Source organism: Thermus hydrothermalis, assembly GCF_022760925.1.
Taxonomy (GTDB): domain Bacteria; phylum Deinococcota; class Deinococci; order Deinococcales; family Thermaceae; genus Thermus; species Thermus hydrothermalis.
In genome coordinates, this window is record NZ_JAKTNT010000011.1 from 1 (window position 1) to 18,251 (window position 18,251).

General features: G+C 67.1%; 19 protein-coding genes and 3 tRNA genes. 10 read left to right on the plus strand and 12 right to left on the minus strand.

Features of this window, described 5'->3' with window-relative positions; all coding sequences use genetic code 11:
- The 4 genes from rpsO to L0C60_RS07885 form a co-directional block, all read left to right on the plus strand.
- Window positions 1-225, plus strand: a 225-nt coding sequence (gene rpsO, locus L0C60_RS07870; RefSeq protein ID WP_243092648.1) for a 30S ribosomal protein S15, incomplete at its 5' end; no start/stop codon positions are given.
- Between the two features lie 58 nt (window positions 226-283).
- Window positions 284-2,428: a polyribonucleotide nucleotidyltransferase gene (pnp, locus tag L0C60_RS07875; RefSeq protein ID WP_243092649.1), complete on the plus strand. Its 2,145-nt coding sequence runs from the start codon at window positions 284-286 to the stop codon at window positions 2,426-2,428.
- Between the two features lie 57 nt (window positions 2,429-2,485).
- Complete coding sequence (locus tag L0C60_RS07880) at window positions 2,486-4,216, plus strand: ribonuclease J (RefSeq protein ID WP_243092650.1); 1,731 nt, start codon at window positions 2,486-2,488, stop codon at window positions 4,214-4,216.
- 3 nt (window positions 4,217-4,219) lie between these two features.
- Window positions 4,220-4,660: a universal stress protein gene (locus L0C60_RS07885; protein WP_243092651.1), complete on the plus strand. Its 441-nt coding sequence runs from the start codon at window positions 4,220-4,222 to the stop codon at window positions 4,658-4,660.
- Here the strand turns inward: L0C60_RS07885 and L0C60_RS07890 are convergent.
- From L0C60_RS07890 to L0C60_RS07900, 3 genes are read right to left on the minus strand one after another with little or no spacing between them, the layout of a single operon-like run.
- Entirely contained in the window at window positions 4,645-5,622 is a 978-nt protein-coding gene (locus L0C60_RS07890) for a sodium:calcium antiporter (RefSeq protein WP_234505051.1), read from the minus strand. The two genes, L0C60_RS07885 and L0C60_RS07890, sit on opposite strands and share 16 nt — an antisense overlap.
- Window positions 5,619-6,068 (minus strand): CBS domain-containing protein, encoded by a 450-nt coding sequence (locus L0C60_RS07895; protein ID WP_234505049.1) that lies wholly within the window; start codon window positions 6,066-6,068, stop codon window positions 5,619-5,621. The genes L0C60_RS07890 and L0C60_RS07895 overlap by 4 nt, the downstream gene beginning before the upstream one ends.
- A complete protein-coding gene (locus tag L0C60_RS07900; RefSeq protein WP_234505047.1) occupies window positions 6,065-8,485 on the minus strand; it encodes a cation-translocating P-type ATPase in 2,421 nt (806 codons plus the stop codon). Before L0C60_RS07900 ends, L0C60_RS07895 begins: the two co-directional genes overlap by 4 nt.
- 66 nt (window positions 8,486-8,551) lie before the next feature.
- Between L0C60_RS07900 and L0C60_RS07905 the strand changes: the two genes are divergently transcribed.
- Window positions 8,552-9,118, plus strand: coding sequence for a thioredoxin family protein (locus tag L0C60_RS07905; RefSeq protein WP_234505014.1), 567 nt, complete (start codon window positions 8,552-8,554; stop codon window positions 9,116-9,118).
- Window positions 9,119-9,165: 47 nt separating this feature from the next.
- Here the strand turns inward: L0C60_RS07905 and L0C60_RS07910 are convergent.
- The 3 genes from L0C60_RS07910 to L0C60_RS07920 all read right to left on the minus strand — a co-directional run bounded on the left by L0C60_RS07910 (window position 9,166) and on the right by L0C60_RS07920 (window position 9,432).
- Window positions 9,166-9,241: transfer RNA gene (locus L0C60_RS07910), tRNA-Arg, on the minus strand.
- Window positions 9,242-9,278: 37 nt separating this feature from the next.
- A tRNA-Gly gene (locus tag L0C60_RS07915) sits at window positions 9,279-9,354 on the minus strand.
- Window position 9,355: 1 nt separating this feature from the next.
- Window positions 9,356-9,432: transfer RNA gene (locus tag L0C60_RS07920), tRNA-Pro, on the minus strand.
- 69 nt (window positions 9,433-9,501) lie between these two features.
- Between L0C60_RS07920 and tatA the strand changes: the two genes are divergently transcribed.
- Complete coding sequence (gene tatA, locus L0C60_RS07925) at window positions 9,502-9,666, plus strand: twin-arginine translocase TatA/TatE family subunit (RefSeq protein ID WP_018112255.1); 165 nt, start codon at window positions 9,502-9,504, stop codon at window positions 9,664-9,666.
- Here the strand turns inward: tatA and L0C60_RS07930 are convergent.
- The 6 genes from L0C60_RS07930 to L0C60_RS07955 all read right to left on the minus strand — a co-directional run bounded on the left by L0C60_RS07930 (window position 9,663) and on the right by L0C60_RS07955 (window position 14,142).
- A complete protein-coding gene (locus L0C60_RS07930; protein ID WP_234505011.1) occupies window positions 9,663-10,394 on the minus strand; it encodes a formate dehydrogenase accessory sulfurtransferase FdhD in 732 nt (243 codons plus the stop codon). The genes tatA and L0C60_RS07930 overlap by 4 nt on opposite strands.
- 77 nt (window positions 10,395-10,471) lie before the next feature.
- Window positions 10,472-11,539 carry a tetratricopeptide repeat protein gene (locus L0C60_RS07935; RefSeq protein ID WP_234505009.1) on the minus strand — a complete coding sequence of 356 codons (1,068 nt, stop codon included), beginning with the start codon at window positions 11,537-11,539 and terminating at the stop codon, window positions 10,472-10,474.
- Between the two features lie 9 nt (window positions 11,540-11,548).
- Window positions 11,549-12,799: an ATP-dependent protease ATPase subunit HslU gene (locus tag L0C60_RS07940; protein ID WP_234505006.1), complete on the minus strand. Its 1,251-nt coding sequence runs from the start codon at window positions 12,797-12,799 to the stop codon at window positions 11,549-11,551.
- Window positions 12,796-13,362 (minus strand): ATP-dependent protease subunit HslV, encoded by a 567-nt coding sequence (hslV, locus tag L0C60_RS07945; RefSeq protein ID WP_234505003.1) that lies wholly within the window; start codon window positions 13,360-13,362, stop codon window positions 12,796-12,798. Before hslV ends, L0C60_RS07940 begins: the two co-directional genes overlap by 4 nt.
- A 10-nt stretch (window positions 13,363-13,372) precedes the next feature.
- Complete coding sequence (locus L0C60_RS07950) at window positions 13,373-13,762, minus strand: nucleotidyltransferase domain-containing protein (RefSeq protein WP_234505000.1); 390 nt, start codon at window positions 13,760-13,762, stop codon at window positions 13,373-13,375.
- Window positions 13,759-14,142, minus strand: coding sequence for a HEPN domain-containing protein (locus tag L0C60_RS07955; RefSeq protein WP_234504997.1), 384 nt, complete (start codon window positions 14,140-14,142; stop codon window positions 13,759-13,761). The genes L0C60_RS07950 and L0C60_RS07955 overlap by 4 nt, the downstream gene beginning before the upstream one ends.
- A 66-nt stretch (window positions 14,143-14,208) precedes the next feature.
- On the opposite strand from L0C60_RS07955, the gene L0C60_RS07960 reads away from it, so the two are divergent.
- From L0C60_RS07960 to pyrE, 4 genes are all read left to right on the plus strand, one after another.
- Window positions 14,209-15,603 (plus strand): sigma 54-interacting transcriptional regulator, encoded by a 1,395-nt coding sequence (locus L0C60_RS07960; protein WP_234504995.1) that lies wholly within the window; start codon window positions 14,209-14,211, stop codon window positions 15,601-15,603.
- Window positions 15,604-15,676: 73 nt separating this feature from the next.
- Window positions 15,677-16,900 (plus strand): vWA domain-containing protein, encoded by a 1,224-nt coding sequence (locus L0C60_RS07965; RefSeq protein WP_234504985.1) that lies wholly within the window; start codon window positions 15,677-15,679, stop codon window positions 16,898-16,900.
- A 19-nt stretch (window positions 16,901-16,919) separates the two neighbouring features.
- Window positions 16,920-17,693 (plus strand): orotidine-5'-phosphate decarboxylase, encoded by a 774-nt coding sequence (gene pyrF / locus L0C60_RS07970; RefSeq protein ID WP_234504981.1) that lies wholly within the window; start codon window positions 16,920-16,922, stop codon window positions 17,691-17,693.
- Between the two features lie 5 nt (window positions 17,694-17,698).
- Window positions 17,699-18,250: an orotate phosphoribosyltransferase gene (pyrE, locus tag L0C60_RS07975; protein ID WP_234504978.1), complete on the plus strand. Its 552-nt coding sequence runs from the start codon at window positions 17,699-17,701 to the stop codon at window positions 18,248-18,250.
- Window position 18,251: the final 1 nt, after the last annotated feature.

An 18,251-nucleotide genomic window follows, 5' to 3' on the forward strand; every position in this document is an offset into this window, starting at 1 on the left:
GCCCGTTTCCCCGGGGACACGGGGAGCACCGAGGTGCAGGTGGCCCTCCTCACCCTGCGCATCAACAAGCTCTCCGAGCACCTCAAGGTGCACAAGCACGACCACCACTCCCACCGGGGCCTCCTCATGCTGGTGGGGCAACGCCGGAGGCTTCTCCGCTACCTGGAGCGGGAAGACCCCGAGCGCTATCGGGCGCTGGTTGAGAAACTGGGCTTGAGGAACTAAACTGGGGTTTAGGTCGGGGGCGGGGCCTTAGGGCTCCGCCTTTCGCTTAGAGGAACGTATGCCGCAAGCCACAGCCAACACACCCCAAGCCTTCCGTTACGAAACCCAGGTGGCGGGGCGCCCCCTGGTTCTAGAGACGGGCAAGTACGCCAAGCAGGTTTCCGGCTCCGTTTTGGTGCGCTACGGGGACACCGTGGTCCTGGCCACGGCCCAAGCCTCGGAAGAGCCCGTCCAGGCGGACTTCCTACCCCTCACCGTGGAGTTTGAGGAGCGCCACTACGCCGTGGGCAAGATCCCGGGAAGCTTCATGCGCCGGGAGGGGCGCCCCGGGGAAAAGGCCATCCTCTCCGCCCGCATGACCGATAGGCCCATCAGGCCCCTTTTCCCCAAGGGCTTCCGCCACGAGGTGCAGGTCATCCTCACGGTGCTCTCGGCGGACCAGAAGAACCCCCCGGACATCCTGGGGCCCATCGGGGCCAGCGCCGCCCTGATGCTTTCCGACATTCCCTGGGAAGGCCCCGTGGCGGCGGTGCGGGTGGGGCTCATCGGCGGGCAGTTCGTCCTAAACCCCACCCTCCAGGAGATGGAGGCAAGCCAGCTGGACCTGGTGGTGGCGGGAAGCCGGGACGCCATCCTCATGGTGGAGGCTGGGGCAGGAGAGGTGGACGAGGAAACCCTGGTCCAGGCCCTGGAGTTCGCCCATCGGGAGATGCAGCCCATCCTGGAACTCCAAGAAAGGATGGCCCAAGCGCTCGGCAAGCCCAAGATGGCCTGGACGCCCCCGGAAACCCTTTCCGAGGAGGAGAAGGAGGCCCTTTACCGCCTGGCCCTGGAGCGGGGGCTTTCCCAGGTCTTGCAGACGGCGAGCAAAGGGGAAAGGAGCCGGGCCCTCTCCGCCTTCGCCGAGGCCCTCGTGGCCGAACTCCTCCCCAAGAGGGAAGACGGCACCCCGGACGAGAGCCGAAAGCCCCTTTACGAGAGCGCCTTTGACGAGGTGGTGCGGCGGGAGCTAAGGCGCCTTGTCCTGGAGGAGGGCAAGCGGGCGGACGGCCGTGGCCCCAAGGACCTAAGGCCCATCTGGGTGGAGGTGGACGTCCTGCCTCGGGCCCACGGCTCGGCCATCTTCACCCGGGGGGAGACCCAGGTTTTGGGCACCGTGACCCTGGGCACGGGCCGGGACGAGCAGATCATTGACGACCTGGGCATTGACGAAACCGACCCCTTCCTGGTCCACTACAACTTCCCCCCCTACTCCACCGGGGAGGTCAAGCGGCTAAGGGGGGTTTCCCGCCGGGAGGTGGGCCACGGCAACCTGGCCAAGCGGGCCCTGAAGGCGGTGCTCCCGCCGCAGGAGAGCTTCCCCTACACCATCCGGGTGGTGGGGGACGTGCTGGAGTCCAACGGCTCCAGCTCCATGGCCACGGTCTGCGCCGGGTGCCTCGCCCTCATGGACGCCGGGGTGCCCATCAAGAAGCCCGTGGCCGGGGTGGCCATGGGCCTGGTGTGGGAGGGGGAGAAGGCGGTGATCCTCACGGACATCCTGGGCCTCGAGGACGCTCTTGGGGACATGGACTTCAAGGTGGCGGGCACCCGGGACGGGGTCACCGCCTTGCAGATGGACAACAAGGTGGGCGGCCTGCCCCGGGAGGTGCTCAAGGAGGCCCTGATGCAGGCCCGGGAAGCCCGGCTTCAGATCCTCTCCATCATGGAAAGCGTCCTCCCCGCCCCGCGGCCCGAGCTCAAGCCCTTCGCTCCCAGAATCCTCAGCCTCAAGGTGCCCGTGGAGAAGATCGGCCTGGTCATCGGGCCCGGCGGGAAGAACGTGCGGGCCTTGGAGGAGCTTGGGGTGGAGGTGGACATTGAGGAGGACGGGACGGTGCGCATCTACTCCGCTGACCTCGAGGCGGCGGAGAAGGCCAAGAAGCGCATAGAGGACCTCACCCGCGAGGCCAAGGTGGGCGAGGTGTACGAGGGCACCGTCACCAAGATTACCCCCTTCGGGGCCTTCATCAGCCTCTTCCCGGGCACGGAAGGCCTCCTGCACATCAGCCAGATCGCCCCGGGCCGGGTGGAGCGGGTGGAGGACCACCTCAAGGTGGGGGACGTGATCAAGGTCAAGGTCCACCGCATTGACGAGCGGGGCAAGATTGACCTGATCCGGCCCGAGCTGGAAGGCAAGATCCCCCCCAGGCGGCGGAGCTAGCCCCTGGGGGTTTCCCCCAAGCCGCAATCCCGGCCTAGCCGGGAAGATAGGAGGTTTATGGAAACGCAAGAACGCAAGCCCAGGAGAAGGCGCAAGAAGCGCCCGCAAGAGGCCCCCATAGCCCCAACGGGAAGCGCCCAGGACGCCGTGGAGATCATCCCCCTAGGGGGGATGGGGGAGATTGGCAAGAACATCACCGCCTTTCGCTTCCGCGACGAGATCTTCGTCCTGGACGGGGGGCTAGCCTTCCCCGACGAGGGGATGCCCGGGGTGGACCTCCTCATCCCCCGGGTGGACTACCTGGTGGAGAACCGGCACCGCATCAAGGCCTGGGTCCTTACCCACGGCCACGAGGACCACATCGGGGGCCTTCCCTTCATCCTGCCCATGGTCTTCGGCAAGGAGAGCCCCGTGCCCATCTACGGGGCCAAGCTCACCCTGGGGCTTTTGAAGGGCAAGCTGGAGGAGTTCGGCCTCAAACCCGGGGCCTTCAACCTGAAGGAAATCTCCCCCGACGACCGCATCCAGGTGGGGCGGTACTTCACCCTGGACCTCTTCCGGATGACCCACTCCATCCCCGACAACTCCGGGGTGGTGATCCGCACCCCCATCGGCACCATCGTGCACACCGGGGACTTCAAGCTGGACGCCACGCCCATAGACGGCAAGGTCTCCCACCTGGCCAAGGTGGCCCAAGCGGGAGCGGAGGGGGTCTTGCTCCTCATCGCCGACGCCACCAACGCCGAGCGGCCCGGCTACACCCCGAGCGAGATGGAGATCGCCAAGGAGCTGGACCGGGTGATCGGCCGGGCCCCGGGCAGGGTCTTCGTCACCACCTTCGCCAGCCACATCCACCGCATCCAGTCGGTGATCTGGGCGGCGGAGAAGTACGGGCGCAAGGTGGCCATGGAGGGGCGGAGCATGCTGAAGTTCAGCCGCATCGCCATGGAGCTGGGCTACCTGAAGGTGAAGGACCGCCTCTATACCCTGGAGGAGGTGAAGGACCTCCCCGACCACCAGGTCCTCATCCTGGCCACGGGAAGCCAAGGCCAGCCCATGTCCGTCCTCCACCGCCTGGCCTTTGAAGGCCACGCCAAAATGGCCATCAAGCCCGGGGACACGGTGATCCTCTCCTCTAGCCCCATCCCGGGGAACGAGGAGGCGGTGAACCGGGTCATCAACCGCCTTTACGCTCTGGGGGCCTACGTCCTCTACCCCCCCACCTACAAGGTCCACGCCTCGGGCCACGCCTCCCAGGAGGAGCTCAAGCTCATCCTGAACCTGACCACCCCCCGCTTCTTCCTCCCCTGGCACGGGGAGGTGCGCCACCAGGTGAACTTCAAGTGGCTGGCGGAGGGGATGAGCCGCCCCCCGGAGAAGACCCTCATCGGGGAAAACGGGGCCATCTACCGCCTCACCCGGGACTCCTTTGAGAAGGTGGGGTCGGTGCCCCACGGGGTGCTCTACGTGGACGGCCTGGGCGTGGGGGACATCACCGACGAGATTTTGGCGGACCGGCGGCACATGGCGGAGGAGGGTTTGGTGGTCATCACCGCCCTGGCGGGGGAGGACCCCGTGGTGGAGGTGGTGTCCCGGGGTTTTGTAAAGGCGGGGGAAAGGCTTCTTGGGGAGGTGCGGCGCATGGCCTTGGAAGCCCTGCAAAACGGGGTGCGGGAGAAGAAGCCCTTAGAGCGCATCCGGGACGACATCTACTACCCGGTGAAGAAGTTCTTGAAAAAGGCCACGGGCCGCGACCCCGTGATCCTGCCCGTGGTCATTGAGGGGTAGGCCGTGTACAAAAGCCTGCTTTTGCCCACGGACGGAAGCGAAGCGGCGGAGGTGGGCCTAAAGGAGGGGCTCCGCCTAGCCAAGGCCTTGGGGGCGCGGGTGAGCTTTCTCCACGCCCTGGAGCCCTTAGGGCCCAGGCTCCTTTTGGGCCCGGAGAACCTCCCCTACTACCAGGCCCTCTTGGAGGACCTGCGCCGGGCAGGGCTTAAGGCCCTGGACCAGGCCACCCGTCTAGCCGAGGAGATGGGCGTACCCTTTGCGGCCCCTCTCCTCGAGGGCCGGGCGGCGGAGGTGATCCTCAAGGAGGCGGCCCACCACGACCTCATCGTCATGGGAAGCCACGGGCGCACCGGGCTTGACCGGGCCCTCCTCGGAAGCGTGACCCTGGAAGTGGTGCGCAAAAGCCCCAAGCCCGTCCTGGTGGTGCCCTACCGCAGGGCGTAAAGCCAAGAAAGCCCGAGGAGGTAAAGGCCAAGAAGGGCCAGGGTGTCCCAGGACAGGACGGCCAGCTTCCGAAGGGCCTGGTAGCTCATCCCCACCAGGACCACGCCGTACATGGCGAAGGCCACCAAAACCGCCGCCAGGTGGCTCCCGTGGGCCTCCTGGAAGAAGTCCCCGGGGTAGAGGAGGTCATCCCAGGCCAGGATGAGGGCGTTGAAGAGGTTGGACCCCAGGACGTTCCCCACCGCCAGGTCAAAGGCCCCTAACCGGGCGGCGCTTAGCGTCACCACCACCTCAGGGAGGGAGGTGGTGGCCCCCACCAAGGCCGTGCCCACGAAGCTCGCCCCAAGACCCGTTTCCTCCGCAAGCCGTTCCGCCAAGGGGGGCAGGAGGATGGCCGCCCCCACCACCAAAGCGCCGAAGCCCACGTACCCCCGCACCACTTGGACCAGGGAAAGGTGCTCGTAATAGAGCTCCAGGCGCTCCAGCTCCGCCTGGGGCCGCCTCCTTTCGTAGAGGAAGGTGAGGCGGGTGGCCAGGAGGTAAAGCGCCAGAACGGCGGGGGCGTACCAGGAAACGGGGCCGAGGGTCGGTCCTCCCCCGAAAAGGGCAGCGCCTTGGAAGGCCAAAAGGAGAAGGGCAAACCCCACGGCCAGGGCGTGCCCCGCATGGAGGCGCCCAAGAAGAGGGACCCGTCCCCCCACAGCGTCCAGCAGGGAAAGGATCACCAGGTTGAAAAGCGTACTGCCCAACACGTCCCCCACGGCGATGTCCACAAGCCCCTGGAGGGCAGCGCTGGTACCCGTGAAGAGCTCGGGCAAGGAGGTGGTGGCCGCCACCAGGATGAGCCCCACCCAGGCCCGGCCCCAGCCCCGCTTCTCCGCCAGGGCGTCCCCGTAGTAGGCCACCCGGGCCCCGGCGAAGACCACCACCATGGCCACGCCAAGGAAGGCGAACCAGGTCATAGGCGGTCCCGAAGGAGCCGCAGGAGGTCAAAGCGGGAGATGATGCCCACAGGCCTCCCCTCCCCATCCACCACGGGCACGTGGTTGATGTCGTAGGTGAGCATGAGTTCCAAAACCCGGGCCAGGGGCTCCTCGAGGCCCACGGCGTGCACCGGGGCGGTCATGATCTCCTCCACCCGGGTCGTGCGGGCCTCCTCGAGGATCCGCTCAAGCCCGGCCCCGTCCAGGTAACGCCCAAGAAGCATGGGGGCCCGGTAGGTGGAGAAGGGAATCCCCCGCTCCTTGAGGAAGTCCGTCTCCGTGACGATGCCCCGAAGCCTCCCCTCCCCATCCACCACCAGCACGCTCCCGATGCGCCGCTCCACCATAAGCCGCGCCACCTCGTCCAAGGTAGCGCCCAAGGGCACGCTCACCACGGGGCTCACCATCACCTCTTTCGCCTTCACCGCCGCACCTCCTTTCGCCATACTAGCCGGTCCACCGCCTCCGCCAGGCCCCAGGCCAAAAGGGCCAGGGCGAGCACCAAAGCCCAAAGCCACGGGACGAGGGGCGCCGCCTCCACAAGCCCTGGGGCCAGGCTGCCCAAGGCCACCTGGAGGGCAATCCCCAAGCCCACGGCCCCGTGCAGGTAGGGGTTGGGCAGGGGGTGGAGTTGGGTGTGCCGGGCAGCGTAGGCGAAGAAGAGTTGCCCCACGGCCATGAAGTGAAAGGTGGCGCTCCGCGCCGCCTCCACCCCCACCCCCAGGGGAAGGAAGGCCAGCAGGAGAAGGGCAAGCCCCGCCTTGATCCCCCCCGTGAGGAGGACGAAGCGCAGGGAAGGCCCATCCAGAAGAGGGCTATCCTTGGGCCTGGGGGGACGCCTGAGCACCCCGGGGTTCTGGTCCAAGGCCAAGGCCAAGGCGGGGAGGCCGTCCGTTACCAGGTTGATCCAGAGGATCTGCACCGCGGTGAGGGGCAAAAGGAGGTGCCCGGCGGCGTCCCTCAGGTCCAGGGAGGCGGCGAGGACCATGCCCACCGCCACCACCAGGATCTCCGACAGGTTGGTGGAAAAGAGGAAGCGGAGAAACTTCTGGATGTTCTCGTAAATGCTCCGCCCCTCCTCAATGGCCGCCACCAAGGTGGCGAAGTTGTCGTCCAAAAGCACCAGGTCCGCCACCTCCCGGGAGACGTCCGAACCCCGCTGGCCCATGGCCACCCCCACGTCCGCCCGCTTTAGGGCCGGGGCATCGTTCACCCCGTCCCCGGTCATGGCCACCACCTCCCCCGCTTTTTGCAGGGCCTCCACAATCCGGAGCTTCTGCTCCGGCTTCACCCGGGCGAAGACGTCCACCTCCAGAAGCTCCTCATCGGTCAGGGCCTCGAGGTCCTCCCCCGTGGCCACCGTTTCCACCGGAAGGCCGATGCGCCGGGCGATGGCCAGGGCGGTGGCGGGGTGGTCCCCCGTGACCATCACCACCCGCACCCCCGCCCCCAGGATGCGCCGCACGGCCTCCGGCACCTCGGGCCGGGGCGGGTCCAGGAGCAGGACGAACCCGAGGAAAAGGAGGCCTTCCTCCCGCTCCCCTTCCCCAAAGGCCAGGGCCAGCACCCTGTACCCTTGGGCGGCGTGGGCCTCCGCCTCCTGCAAAAGGCGCTCCTTTTCCTCCTCGGTAAGCCCAAGCCTAGGGATGAGGGCCTCGGGGGCCCCTTTGAGGTAGCTCCCTTTGGGGGTGGTCACCCGCATGTACTTCCAGGCGCTGTCAAAGGGGCGCTCGGAAAGGCGGGGGTATTCCTTCCTAAGCCGCTCCACGTCCAAGCCCGCCTTCTGGGCGTAACGGAGGAGGCCAAGCTCCAAGGGGTCCCCCGCCCCCGTGGCCAGGTCGGCGTCGTTGCAGAGGACCATGGCGAGAAGCGCCCCTTCCGGGTCGGGCCCCACCACGCCCTCCACCTCCATGCGGTTTTCCGTGAGGGTGCCGGTTTTGTCCGTGGCGATCACGGTCACGCTTCCCAGGGCCTCCACCGCCGCGAGCCGCCGCACCACCGCCTTGCGGCGCGCCATCCGCTCCACCCCCAGGCTCAAGGCCAGGGTGAGGATGGCGGGAAGCCCCTCGGGCACGGCGGCCACCGCCAAGGCCACGGCGAAGAGGACCACCTTGGCGGAAAACCCCTCCACCCAAAAGCCCAGGAGGACCAGGGCCAGGGCCAGGAGAAGCACCCAGCGCGCCACCCGGTTGCCGAAGGCGTGGAGGCGGCGCTCCAAGGGGGTCTTCTCCTCCTCCATCCCGGCAAGAAGGGCGGCGATGCGCCCCATGGCGCTCTTGAGCCCGGTGCGGGTCACCTCCATAAGGGCCCGTCCCCGCACGAGGAGGGTCCCGGCGTAGACCTCCTCCCCTTCCCCCCTCTCCACGGGCACGCTTTCCCCCGTGAGGACGCTTTCGTCCACCAAGACCCCGCTCGCCTCCAGCAAGCGCCCATCGGCGGGGATGCGGTCCCCGGCCTCGAGGCGCACCACGTCCCCGGGGACCAGCTCCCGGCTCGGCAGGCGCACAAAGCGGCCGTCGCGGAGGACATAGACCATGGGCTCCGCCAGGGCCTTAAGCCGCTTTAGGGCCTCCTCCGAACGCTTTTCCTGAAAGGTACCAAGCCCAGCGTTCAGGAGGAGGATGGCCAAGATGCTCAAAGACTCTAGAGGAACCCCTCGCGCCCCCTCGGAAAGCCAAAAGAAGAGGTCAATCAGGAGGGCAAAAAGGAGGATGTAGATGAGAGGGCTTTGGAACTGGCGCAAGAACTTCCGCCAAAGGGGCTCCTCCGGCTTCTCCGGAAGGGCGTTGGGGCCGAATTCCTCTAATCGTTTCCTCGCTTCCTCCGCGGAAAGCCCTCGCATGGGCTTCAGGATACATAAGAAGCCGGGGACTTGTTGTCCCTAGCGGCCGCGGATTAGCATGAAAGCATGCTCCAGTATCCCGAGCTACCCCTAGGAAGCCCCCTTATTGATGCCGAGCTTCCCGACCCCCGGGGAGGGCGCTACCGGCTTTCCCAGTTCCAAGAGCCCCTTCTGGCCGTGGTCTTCATGTGCAACCACTGCCCTTATGTGAAGGGGTCCATCGGCGAGCTCGTGGCCCTGGCGGAAAAGTACCGAGGGAAGGTGGCCTTTGTGGGCATCAACGCCAACGATTACGAAAAGTACCCCGAGGATAGCCCCGAGGGCATGGTGGCCTTCGCCAAGGAGCACGGCATCTTCTTCCCCTACCTTCTGGACGAAAGCCAGGAGGTGGCCAAGGCCTACAAGGCCCTAAGGACCCCCGAGGTCTTCCTCTTTGACGAAAGGAGGCTTCTCCGCTACCACGGCCGGGTGAACGATAGCCCCAAGGACCCCACCCAGGTGAAAAGCCGCAACCTCGAGGCGGCCATAGAAGCCCTCCTCCAAGGCCAAGACCCCCCCCTCGCCGAGGCCCCCGCCATCGGCTGCACCATCAAGTGGAAGCCGGGCAACGAGCCCGAGGTGCGGGTGGGCTAGCGTTCTTGAGGAAAAGGCCCCGCAAGGATGCGGGGCCCAGATGGCCTTGGCGGGCCCGGAGGGATTTGAACCCCCGACCTACCGCTTAGAAGGCGGCTGCTCTGTCCCCTGAGCTACGGGCCCATAGGAGAAAGCCGGGGTGGCCTTCACCCCGGCCGCTTGGAGCGGGAGACGGGACTCGAACCCGCGACCCTCGGCTTGGAAGGCCGATGCTCTACCAACTGAGCTACTCCCGCATGGTCGGGGCGGCCCGATTTGAACGGGCGACCCCCTGCTCCCAAAGCAGGTGCGCTACCGGCCTGCGCTACGCCCCGGGGCGCGCCACCCCACAGGCCACGATAACACCTGCTCCCCAGAGGGTCAAGGCGTGCTAAGATGGGCCCATGCGCTTAGGTCCGGTGGAAATCCTCCTCATCCTCCTGGTCATCCTCCTCCTCTTCGGCGCCAAGAAGCTTCCCGAGCTCGCTCGGGGCATCGGCCAGTCGGCCCGGGAGTTCAAGAAGGGCCTACAGGAGGGCGAGGAAAAGAAGGAAGAGCCCAAGGCCTAAAGGGCCTTCTCCTCCACGGGCATCCCCCCCGGGGCGTAGAGCCGGTAGCCCGTGGGGCGCACGTAGGCCGCTAAGGCTAGACCATACTGCTTCGCCAAGGCCACGGCAGGGGCCGTGGCCCCGGTGCGGCTTGCCAGGAGCACCGCCCCCATGCCCACCGCCTTGGCCGCCATCTCCAGACTCACCCGCCCCGTGGAGGCCACGAGCACGGGCGGGGGGATGCCCTCCCTTAGCATGAACCCCGCCAGGCGGTCCACGGCGTTGTGGCGGCCGATGTCCTCGTTCAGGTAGAGGAGGCGCCCTTCCCGGTCAAAGAGGGCCGCCCCGTGGATGCCCCGGGTGCGGGCGTACGCCTGAGTGCGGGCCCGGAGCTCAGAGAGGAGGGCCAAGGGGAGCTTGGGGTCCAAAGGGACCCGGGGCAAGGGGGCTAGCCTGGGCTCCCCGTAGCGAAGCCCGGCGGCGCACCCGCTATCCCGCACCCCCAGGCCCCGCTCGGGCGCACGGGGCAGGTCCACCAAGACCATCCCCTCGGCCACACGGACCTTAACCCCTTCCAGGTCCTGGAGAACCCCGCTCAGGTAGAGGTGGCCCAGGGCCAAGTAGGCCTCGTCCCCTGGGGTGTAGCTCAAAGAGGTCCAGGGCTCGCCGTTCACCACCAGGAGGAGGCGGGCCTCCTCGGGCAGGGGGAAGGCTTCCTCGGTGAAGCGCCCCCTTTCGTACCGCCACATAGACCTCCTCACCATAGCCCTCCCTCGGCGAATAAAAAAGCCCTAGGGGCACAAACCCCCTAGGGCGCAAGGCCTGGCTAGAGCCGGCGCAGGACCTCCTCCGCTTCCTTGTAGCCCGGCTTCAGCTTGAGGGCTTCCTGGCACTGGTAGCGGGCCCCTTCCTTGTCCCCGAGCTTCTCGTTGGCCAGGCAGAGCTGGTAGCGGTACTCGGGCCGCTTGGGCTCGAGGCGCACCGCCACCGTGAGGCGGCTCTTGGCTTTTGCCGCATCCCCCAGGACCAAGTAGACCTGCCCCAGGTAGTAATAGGCGGCGGGGAAGCGCAAGGGGGCCAGAGCAATGGCGTTTTCCAAGGCCACCCCCGCCTCCTTCCAGCGGCCCAAAGCCACGTAGGCCTGGCCCAGGGTGTACCACCCCTCGGCGTCCAGGGGCTTGAGCCTGTGCCCCTCCTCCAGGACCCTCGCCGCCTCCTCCGCCCGGCCCTTGAGGAGGAGGGCCGAGGCGTAGTGGAGGCGCACGTTGCCGTCCTTGGGCGCAAGCTGCAGGGCGCGGGCGTACTCCGCAAGGGCCTCGTCCAGCCGCCCCGCCGCCAGGTAAAGCTCCGCCAGAGCCACCCGCACCTCGGGGGTATCTTGCAAGGCAAGGGCCTTCTTAAAAGCCTCTTCAGCCTTGTCCACCTGGCCCAAAAAAGCATAGACGAGGCCCCGCTGGGCAAAGAGGGGGGCGTAGCGGGGGTTCACCCGCTCCCCGTCCCGCAGGACGCTTAAGGCCTGGTCCAGGTAGGCCTTGGCCTTCTCCCGGTCTTCGCTCGCCCGGTAGAGGGCAACGTAAGCTTCGGAGAGGACCATGTACCCCCCGATGTACCGGGGGTTTTTCGCTACCAAGCCCTTGGCGTTCTCCAGGGCGGGGTTCAGGAGGCCCACCTTAAGCTGGGCCCGGGCCAGCCAGTAAAGGACATCGGGGTCCTGGGGCTTCTCCTTGGCCGCCCGTTCAAAGGCCTCGAGGGCCGCCTCGTACCGGCCCAGGGCGTAGAGCTGCACCCCTAGCCTAAGGGCATCCTGGGTGGCCGTCTGCGCCGCTGGGGGCGGAGGGGTCTGGGCCAAGGCCGGAACCGCCAGCAAGCCTAAGGTCAAAAGAAACCAGCGCATACCATCCTCCTAGAGCACGAACCGCGTCAGATCGGGCGAGGCGAAGACCTCCTCTAGCCGCTTTTCCACGTAGGCCCGGGTGATCTCCACCCGACCGAGATCCGTTTGAAAGCTTACCTCATCCAGTACCCTTTCCAAAACTGTGGCGAGCCTCCGGGCCCCGATGTCCTCGAGCTCCTGGTTGGCCCGGTGGGCTGCCTCCGCGATGGCCCAAAGGGCGTCCTCGTGGAAGACGAGCTCGGTGCCGTCTGCCTTGAGGAGCTCGGTGTACTGGCGGATAAGGGAGTTTTCCGGTTCCTTCAGGATGCGGAAAAATTCCTCCGGCCCCAAGGGGGAAAGCTCCACCCGGATGGGAAACCGCCCCTGGAGCTCGGGGATTAGGTCCGAGGGCTTGGCCACGTGGAAGGCCCCGGCGGCAATGAAGAGCACGTGCTCTGTTGAAATGGGGCCGATGCGGGTGGAAACCACCGTACCCTCCACGATGGGCAGAAGGTCCCGCTGTACCCCCTCCCCCGAAATGTCCGGGCCCACAGCGCCTTCCCGCCGCGCCACCTTGTCTATCTCGTCAATGAAGACGATGCCGTCCTCCTGGGCCCGGCGCCTGGCCTCCTCCTTGAGCTCTTCCTTGTCAATGAGGCGCTCGGCGTGCTGGTTCTTAAGCACCTCCCGGGCCTCCCGCACCGTCATGCGCTTGCGCACGGGCCGCTTGGGGAGAAGCCCTTTAAGCATCTCCCCCATGCCCCCAAACCCCTCGCCCCCCAGGACCCCCATGAAGGGCAGGGTAGCCTCCTCCTCCACCTGTACCTCCACCACGTGGGAATCCCAGCGCCCCGAGCGGACCTCGGCGAGGGAAACCCTAAGGAGGGTGGCGAGCTCTTCCTCGGCGAAGGCCAAGGCCCTTTCCTCCACCTTCTTCTTCATCTCCTCCAGCACGAGCTGGTAGCTGGCCTCCGCCAGGTCCCGCACGATGGAGTCCACGTCCCGGCCCACGTAGCCCACCTCGGTGAACTTGGTGGCCTCCACCTTGACGAAGGGAGCCCCCGCCAGGCGGGCGAGGCGGCGGGCGATCTCCGTCTTCCCCACCCCGGTGGGCCCGATCATGAGGATGTTTTTGGGCGTCACCTCCCGGGCGATCTCCGGGGGGAGCTTTTTCCTGCGGTACCGGTTCCTCAGGGCCACGGCCACCGCCCGCTTGGCCGCTTCCTGGCCCACGATGTGCTTGGAAAGCTCCCTGACGATTTCCGCCGGCGTGAGGTTCATGCTTCCCCCAACGTAAGCACCGTCACCTGGCCCGAGGTGTAGAGGTCCACCTCGGCGGCGATTTTGAGCGCCTCCTCAGCGATCTCCCTAGCGGAAAGGCCCGAGTGGCGGTAAAGGGCCTTGGCGGCGGCCAGGGCGTAGGGCCCCCCTGAGCCCACCGCCAAAAGGGGCTCCTCTGGGGTGATGACCTCGCCGCTTCCCGAAAGGAGGACCATGGTCTCCCGGTCGGCGGCCACGATCATGGCCTGGAGGTGACGGAGGACCCGGTCCGTGCGCCAAAGCTTGGCGGTTTCCACCGCCCCCTTCAGGAGGGACCCCTTGGCCTCCCTGAGCTTCTCCTCAAAGCGCTCCAAGAGGGCCAAGGCGTCCGCCACCCCGCCAGCGAAGCCCACCAGGACGCCTTCCCCCACCTCGAGCCGCCGCACCTTCACCGCAGCGCGCTTGAGCACGGTCTGGCCGAAGGTCACCTGGCCGTCCCCGGCCAAGGCGGTGATCCCGTCCTTCCGGACAGCTAGGATGGTGGTGCCGTGGATCTCCACGCCGCCAAGATACCCCTCGGCCATGAGAAGGGCGTTAGGCAAAGGGGGAAAGGGCCTTGGCCGCCTCCCCAAATCGCCTCCAAGCCCCCTCCCGCTCCCAAAGGGGCTTTCCCTCCCTAAGCGCAGCCAACACCGGCCCGTACCCTTCCCGGGCGCCCCGCAGGGCCTCCTCCCAGGTGTAGGGGAAGACCTCCACGCCCCTAAGCCCTTCTGGGCGGTAGCGCACCAGGCGCTCCGGGAAAGGGAGGGGACTTTGGGACAGGAGGAGGAAAAGGTCGGCATCGCTCATGGCGGTGGCCTCGCCCCGGGCCAGGGAACCGAAAAGGACCACCGCCAGAACCTCGGGCCGCTCCCCCAAGGCTTGGGCGGCCCTTTTCAAGGCTTCCATGCGGGCCTCTCGGTCAAAGGGAAAGATCCGCGTCACAGGTGCGCCTCCACAAACGCCAAAAAATCCTCCGCAAGCCGAACCGCTTCCACCGCTTCCGAAAGGGTGTAGTGCCTGGCCGCAGGCCCGGCCGGGTGGGCGTCGGGATAGCGCGTGGGAATGTAGTACTTGTCCAGAATCTTGGCGGCCTCCCACAAGCCCTCGGGCACACGGATGCCGGAGGGGAGGTCCGCCAAGAGGTCTAGGATAGCGTGCCCCCAGGCCACCTGGCCCCGGGAGAGATGGAGCCCTTTGAGGGCCGCCTCCGCTGCCTGTTGCGCAGCGAAGCAAGCCCAGGCATAATCCCCTAGGTCCAGGCTCCCCCGGGCGTGGCGCAGGTTGTAGCGGGCCTGCTCCAGCCCTTCCCTGGCCCGGTTCACCCCTCCATTATGGCATGGCAAGGAAGGGCACATATCCCGCCCCCCTTTCCCCCTAAACTGGGAAGGGTGAAGGCCAAGACCCTAGGCGAGCTGAAGCGCACCTACCCCCTGGAAAAGCTCAGGCGCACGGTGAAGGAGGAGGCCCGGGAAAACCTCCGGGAAAAGCTTAGGCGTGGGGAGAGGCTCTTCCCCGGCATCCACGGCTACGAGGACACGGTGATCCCCGCCCTGGTCCAGGCCATCCTGGCCAAGCAGAACTTCATCCTCCTGGGCACCCGGGGCCAGGCGAAAAGCCGCATCCTGCGAAGCCTGATTTCCCTCCTAGACGAGGAGATCCCCGCCCTGCCCACCGAGCTAAGGGATAACCCCCTTTCCCCCATCTCCCCCGAGGGGAAGAGGCTTTTGGAGGAGGCGGGGGACGAGGCCCCCATCGTCTGGGTCACTCGGGAGGAAAGGTACGTGGAAAAGCTCGCCACCCCCGACACCACCGTGGCCGACCTCCTGGGGGACATGGACCCCATCAAGGCGGCGAGGCGGGGCACGGGGATGGCGGACCTGGAGAGCATCCACTATGGCCTCCTTCCCCGGGCCAACCGGGGTATCTTCGCCGTGAACGAGCTGGCCGACCTGGCGCCCAAGGTGCAGGTGGCCCTTTTTAACATCCTCGAGGAGGGCGACATCCAGATCCGGGGCTACCCCATCCGCCTCCCCCTGGACGTCTGGCTCGTCTTCACCGCCAACCCCCAGGACTACACCGCCCGGGGCCGCATCGTCACGCCCCTTAAAGACCGCATTGGGAGCGAGATCCGCACCCACTACCCCAAGAGCCTGGAGGAAGGGGCGAGGATCAGCGCCCAGGAGGCCTACGTCCCCGAGGAGGTGGAGGTGCCCGAGTGGGTGCGGCTTTCCGTGGAGGCGGTGGCCTTCGCCGCCCGGGAGGACCGCCGGGTGGACCAGACGGCGGGGGTTTCCCAGCGCCTTTCCATCAGCCTCCTGGAGGTGGTGGCGGCCAGCGCCGAAAGGCGGGCCCTCCTCCAGGGCATCCGGCCCGTGGCCCGGCCTTTAGACCTCTACCAGGGGCTTCCCGCCATCACGGGGAAGCTGGAGTTGGAGTACGAGGGGGAGCTCCAGGGGGCGGAACGGGTGGCCAAGGAGATCGTCCAAAGGGCCTTCGGCCTTGTGCTCCCCCGCTACCGCCTGAAGACCGATGCCATCGTGGCCTATTTTGAAGAGGGCAACCTCCTCACCCTGCCCGAAGGGGACCTGGAAGGGGCCTTGGCCGCCTTAGCCGGGGTGCCGGGGCTATGGGAGGCGGCCCGGACCCTGGCGGGAGGGGACACCCCCGAGCTCCTCCTTTCCGCCGGGGAGTTCATCCTGGAGGGCCTTGTGGGCCGCAGGAAGCTCGCCCGGGGAGAGGCGAGCTACCAAGCGGCGGAAAGGGCGCGAAGCTATGGCAACTGAGCCCGCCCGGGAGAAGGGAGCGTACCCGGAAGGGAGGAGCCGAAACCCCACCAGCCCACGGGGAGGAGGCTAGATGAAGGCCATCCGGTATAGCCGCTACGAGGGGAGCCTGGACGAGCTCTCCCCCGAGGAGATCCTGGGCCTCCTGGAAGACTTCCTCCTGGACTCGGGCTTCTCCGACCCCTTCCAGCGCTACGACCCCGACCCGAACCGGAAGCCCACCCTGGAGGACCTTTACGATGCCCTCCTCGAGGCCCTCCTCAAAAACGAGCTCGTCCCCGAGGACTGGCTAAGGGAGGCCCGCTTCGCAAACCGCAAGGAGGAAACCCGGCTTTACCAGGCCATCCAAAGGATGATCCAGCGCCTCCAGGAAGCGGGCTACCTCCGCCTACCCAGCCAGGACCCCACCAACCCCGCCCAGGGAGGCCATTTGGGGGAAGCAGGGGAAACCCGCCTGGAGCTCACGGAAAAGGCCTCGGACTTCCTGGGGCTCAAAAGCCTCCGGGAACTCCTCGGGGCCCTGGGCCGCAACCCCCCAGGCCTCCACCCCACCCCCCACCACGCCCCCGGGGTGGAAAAGACCGGGGAAACCAAGCCCTGGGCCTGGGGCGACCCCCTGGAGCTCAACGTCCCGGAAACCCTGAAGAAAGTGGCCGCTAAGGGACTAGAAGCCCTGAGCCACGAGGACCTGGTGATAGACCTGGCAGAGTACACCGCCAGCATGAGCACCGTGGTCCTCCTGGACTGCTCCCACTCCATGATCCTCTACGGCGAGGACCGCTTCACCCCCGCCAAGAAGGTGGCCCTGGCCCTGGCCCACCTCATCCGCACCCAGTACCCCGGGGACCGGGTGCGCTTCGTCCTCTTCCACGACACCGCCGAAGAAATCCCCCTGGCCAAGCTCCCCCTGGCCCAGGTGGGCCCCTACCACACCAACACCAAGGCGGGGCTAGAGCTCGCCCGCACCCTCCTCCGGAAGATGGGCGGGGAGATGAAGCAAATCATCCTCATCACCGACGGCAAGCCCTCAGCCCTCACCCTCCCCAGCGGGGAGATCTACAAAAACGCCTGGGGCCTGGACCCCCTGATCCTGGCGGAAACCCTCAAGGAGGCCACCCTGGCCCGGCGGGAAGGCATCCCCATCCACACCTTCATGCTGGCCCGGGAGCCCGAGCTTCTCGCCTTCGTGAAAAAGCTTTCCCAGATCACCCGGGGCAAGGCCTACCTCACAAGCCCCAGAAACATCGGCAAATACCTGCTCCTGGACTTCCTGAACAAAAAGGTGCGGGCAAACTAAGGCCTGTATATTGAGGGGCGTGGACTTCCTCTCGGCCTTAGAGCGCCCTCCCTTGGTCCTGGGCGTGGACCCCAGGCCAAACCTTCACGGGCCCAAGCCCCTTGTCCACCTGCGGCGCTACGCCCTGGAGCTCTTTGAGGCCCTGGCGGAAAGCCTTGCCGCGGTGAAGTTCCAGCTGGCCTTCTTTGAGGCCTTGGGCCCTGAGGGGATGGCGCTCCTCTTTGAGCTGGCCAGCGCCGCCCGGGTCATGGGCCTGCCCGTCCTCTTTGACGGGAAGCGGGGGGATATCGGCTCCACGGCGGAGGCCTATGCGGAGGCGTACCTGGGCCGCTTTCCCGGTAGCGCCCTCACCGTAAACCCCTACCTGGGCCTGGACGCCCTCACCCCCTTTTTCCGGGAAGCTAAACAAAGCGGCGGTGCGGTGTTCGTCCTGGTGAAGACCTCCAACCCAGGCTCGGGCTTCCTCCAGGACCTTCCCGTGGAGGGAAAGCCCCTTTACCTCCACCTGGCGGAGGCTTTGGCCCGGGAAGGGGAGGCCCTGCGGGAAGGCCCTTGGAGCCGCGTGGGGATGGTGGTGGGGGCCACCTATCCCGAGGCCGTGCGGGCGGTGCGGGAAGTGGCCCCTTCCGCCCCCTTGCTCCTCCCCGGGGTGGGGGTCCAAGGGGGAAGGCCCCTAAAGGGGAAGGGCCTCCTCCTCGCCGCAAGCCGGGCCCTCTTTTATCCCGGGGGGAGGCCAGACCTGGAAGGAGCCAAGGAGGCGGCCAAGGAGCTCCTTTCCGCTTTGGTAGAGTAGGGGGGATGGACGTCCTGGACCTTTACCGGAGGACAGGGGCCCTTCTGGAAGGGCACTTCCTCCTGCGCTCAGGGGTACACTCCCCTCGGTTCCTGCAGTCGGCGGCCCTCCTCCAGCACCCCCTCTACGCCGAAGCGGTGGGGGAGGCCTTGGGCCGGCTCTTTGAGGACGAGAAGGTGGACTTCGTCATCGGCCCGGCCATCGGTGGGGTGATCCTCTCCTTCGTGGTGGCGCGGGCCTTGGGGGCCCGGGCCCTTTTCGCCGAGAAGGACGGCCAAGGGGGTATGACCATCCGCAAGGGGCTTACCCTGAACCCTGGGGAGCGCTTCCTGGCGGTGGAGGACGTGGTGACCACGGGGGAGAGCGTGCGGAAGGCCATCCGGGCGGCGGAGGCCCGGGGGGCGGTGTGCGTGGGGGTGGGAGCCATCGTGGACCGAAGCGGCGGCCAGGCGGCCTTTGGCGTCCCCTTCCGCGCCCTGGTCCGCCTCGAGGTGCCCCAGTACCCCCCCGAGGCCTGCCCCCTGTGCCGGGAGGGCGTTCCCCTAGAGGAGGTCTAGG

What these genes read in the sequence shown, in the direction of transcription:
- hslV (WP_234505003.1), bottom strand. Translation starts at nt 13,362, where the DNA reads ATGGCCGAGGGGTATCTTGGCGGCGTGGAGATCCACGGCACCACCATC.
- L0C60_RS07965 (WP_234504985.1), top strand. Translation starts at nt 15,677, where the DNA reads ATGAAGGCCATCCGGTATAGCCGCTACGAGGGGAGCCTGGACGAGCTC.
- L0C60_RS07930 (WP_234505011.1), bottom strand. Translation starts at nt 10,394, where the DNA reads ATGTGGCGGTACGAAAGGGGGCGCTTCACCGAGGAAGCCTTCCCCCTG.
- pyrE (WP_234504978.1), top strand. Translation starts at nt 17,699, where the DNA reads ATGGACGTCCTGGACCTTTACCGGAGGACAGGGGCCCTTCTGGAAGGG.
- tatA (WP_018112255.1), top strand. Translation starts at nt 9,502, where the DNA reads ATGCGCTTAGGTCCGGTGGAAATCCTCCTCATCCTCCTGGTCATCCTC.
- L0C60_RS07880 (WP_243092650.1), top strand. Translation starts at nt 2,486, where the DNA reads ATGGAAACGCAAGAACGCAAGCCCAGGAGAAGGCGCAAGAAGCGCCCG.
- pnp (WP_243092649.1), top strand. Translation starts at nt 284, where the DNA reads ATGCCGCAAGCCACAGCCAACACACCCCAAGCCTTCCGTTACGAAACC.
- L0C60_RS07890 (WP_234505051.1), bottom strand. Translation starts at nt 5,622, where the DNA reads ATGACCTGGTTCGCCTTCCTTGGCGTGGCCATGGTGGTGGTCTTCGCC.
- L0C60_RS07940 (WP_234505006.1), bottom strand. Translation starts at nt 12,799, where the DNA reads ATGAACCTCACGCCGGCGGAAATCGTCAGGGAGCTTTCCAAGCACATC.
- L0C60_RS07935 (WP_234505009.1), bottom strand. Translation starts at nt 11,539, where the DNA reads ATGCGCTGGTTTCTTTTGACCTTAGGCTTGCTGGCGGTTCCGGCCTTG.
- L0C60_RS07900 (WP_234505047.1), bottom strand. Translation starts at nt 8,485, where the DNA reads ATGCGAGGGCTTTCCGCGGAGGAAGCGAGGAAACGATTAGAGGAATTC.
- L0C60_RS07905 (WP_234505014.1), top strand. Translation starts at nt 8,552, where the DNA reads ATGCTCCAGTATCCCGAGCTACCCCTAGGAAGCCCCCTTATTGATGCC.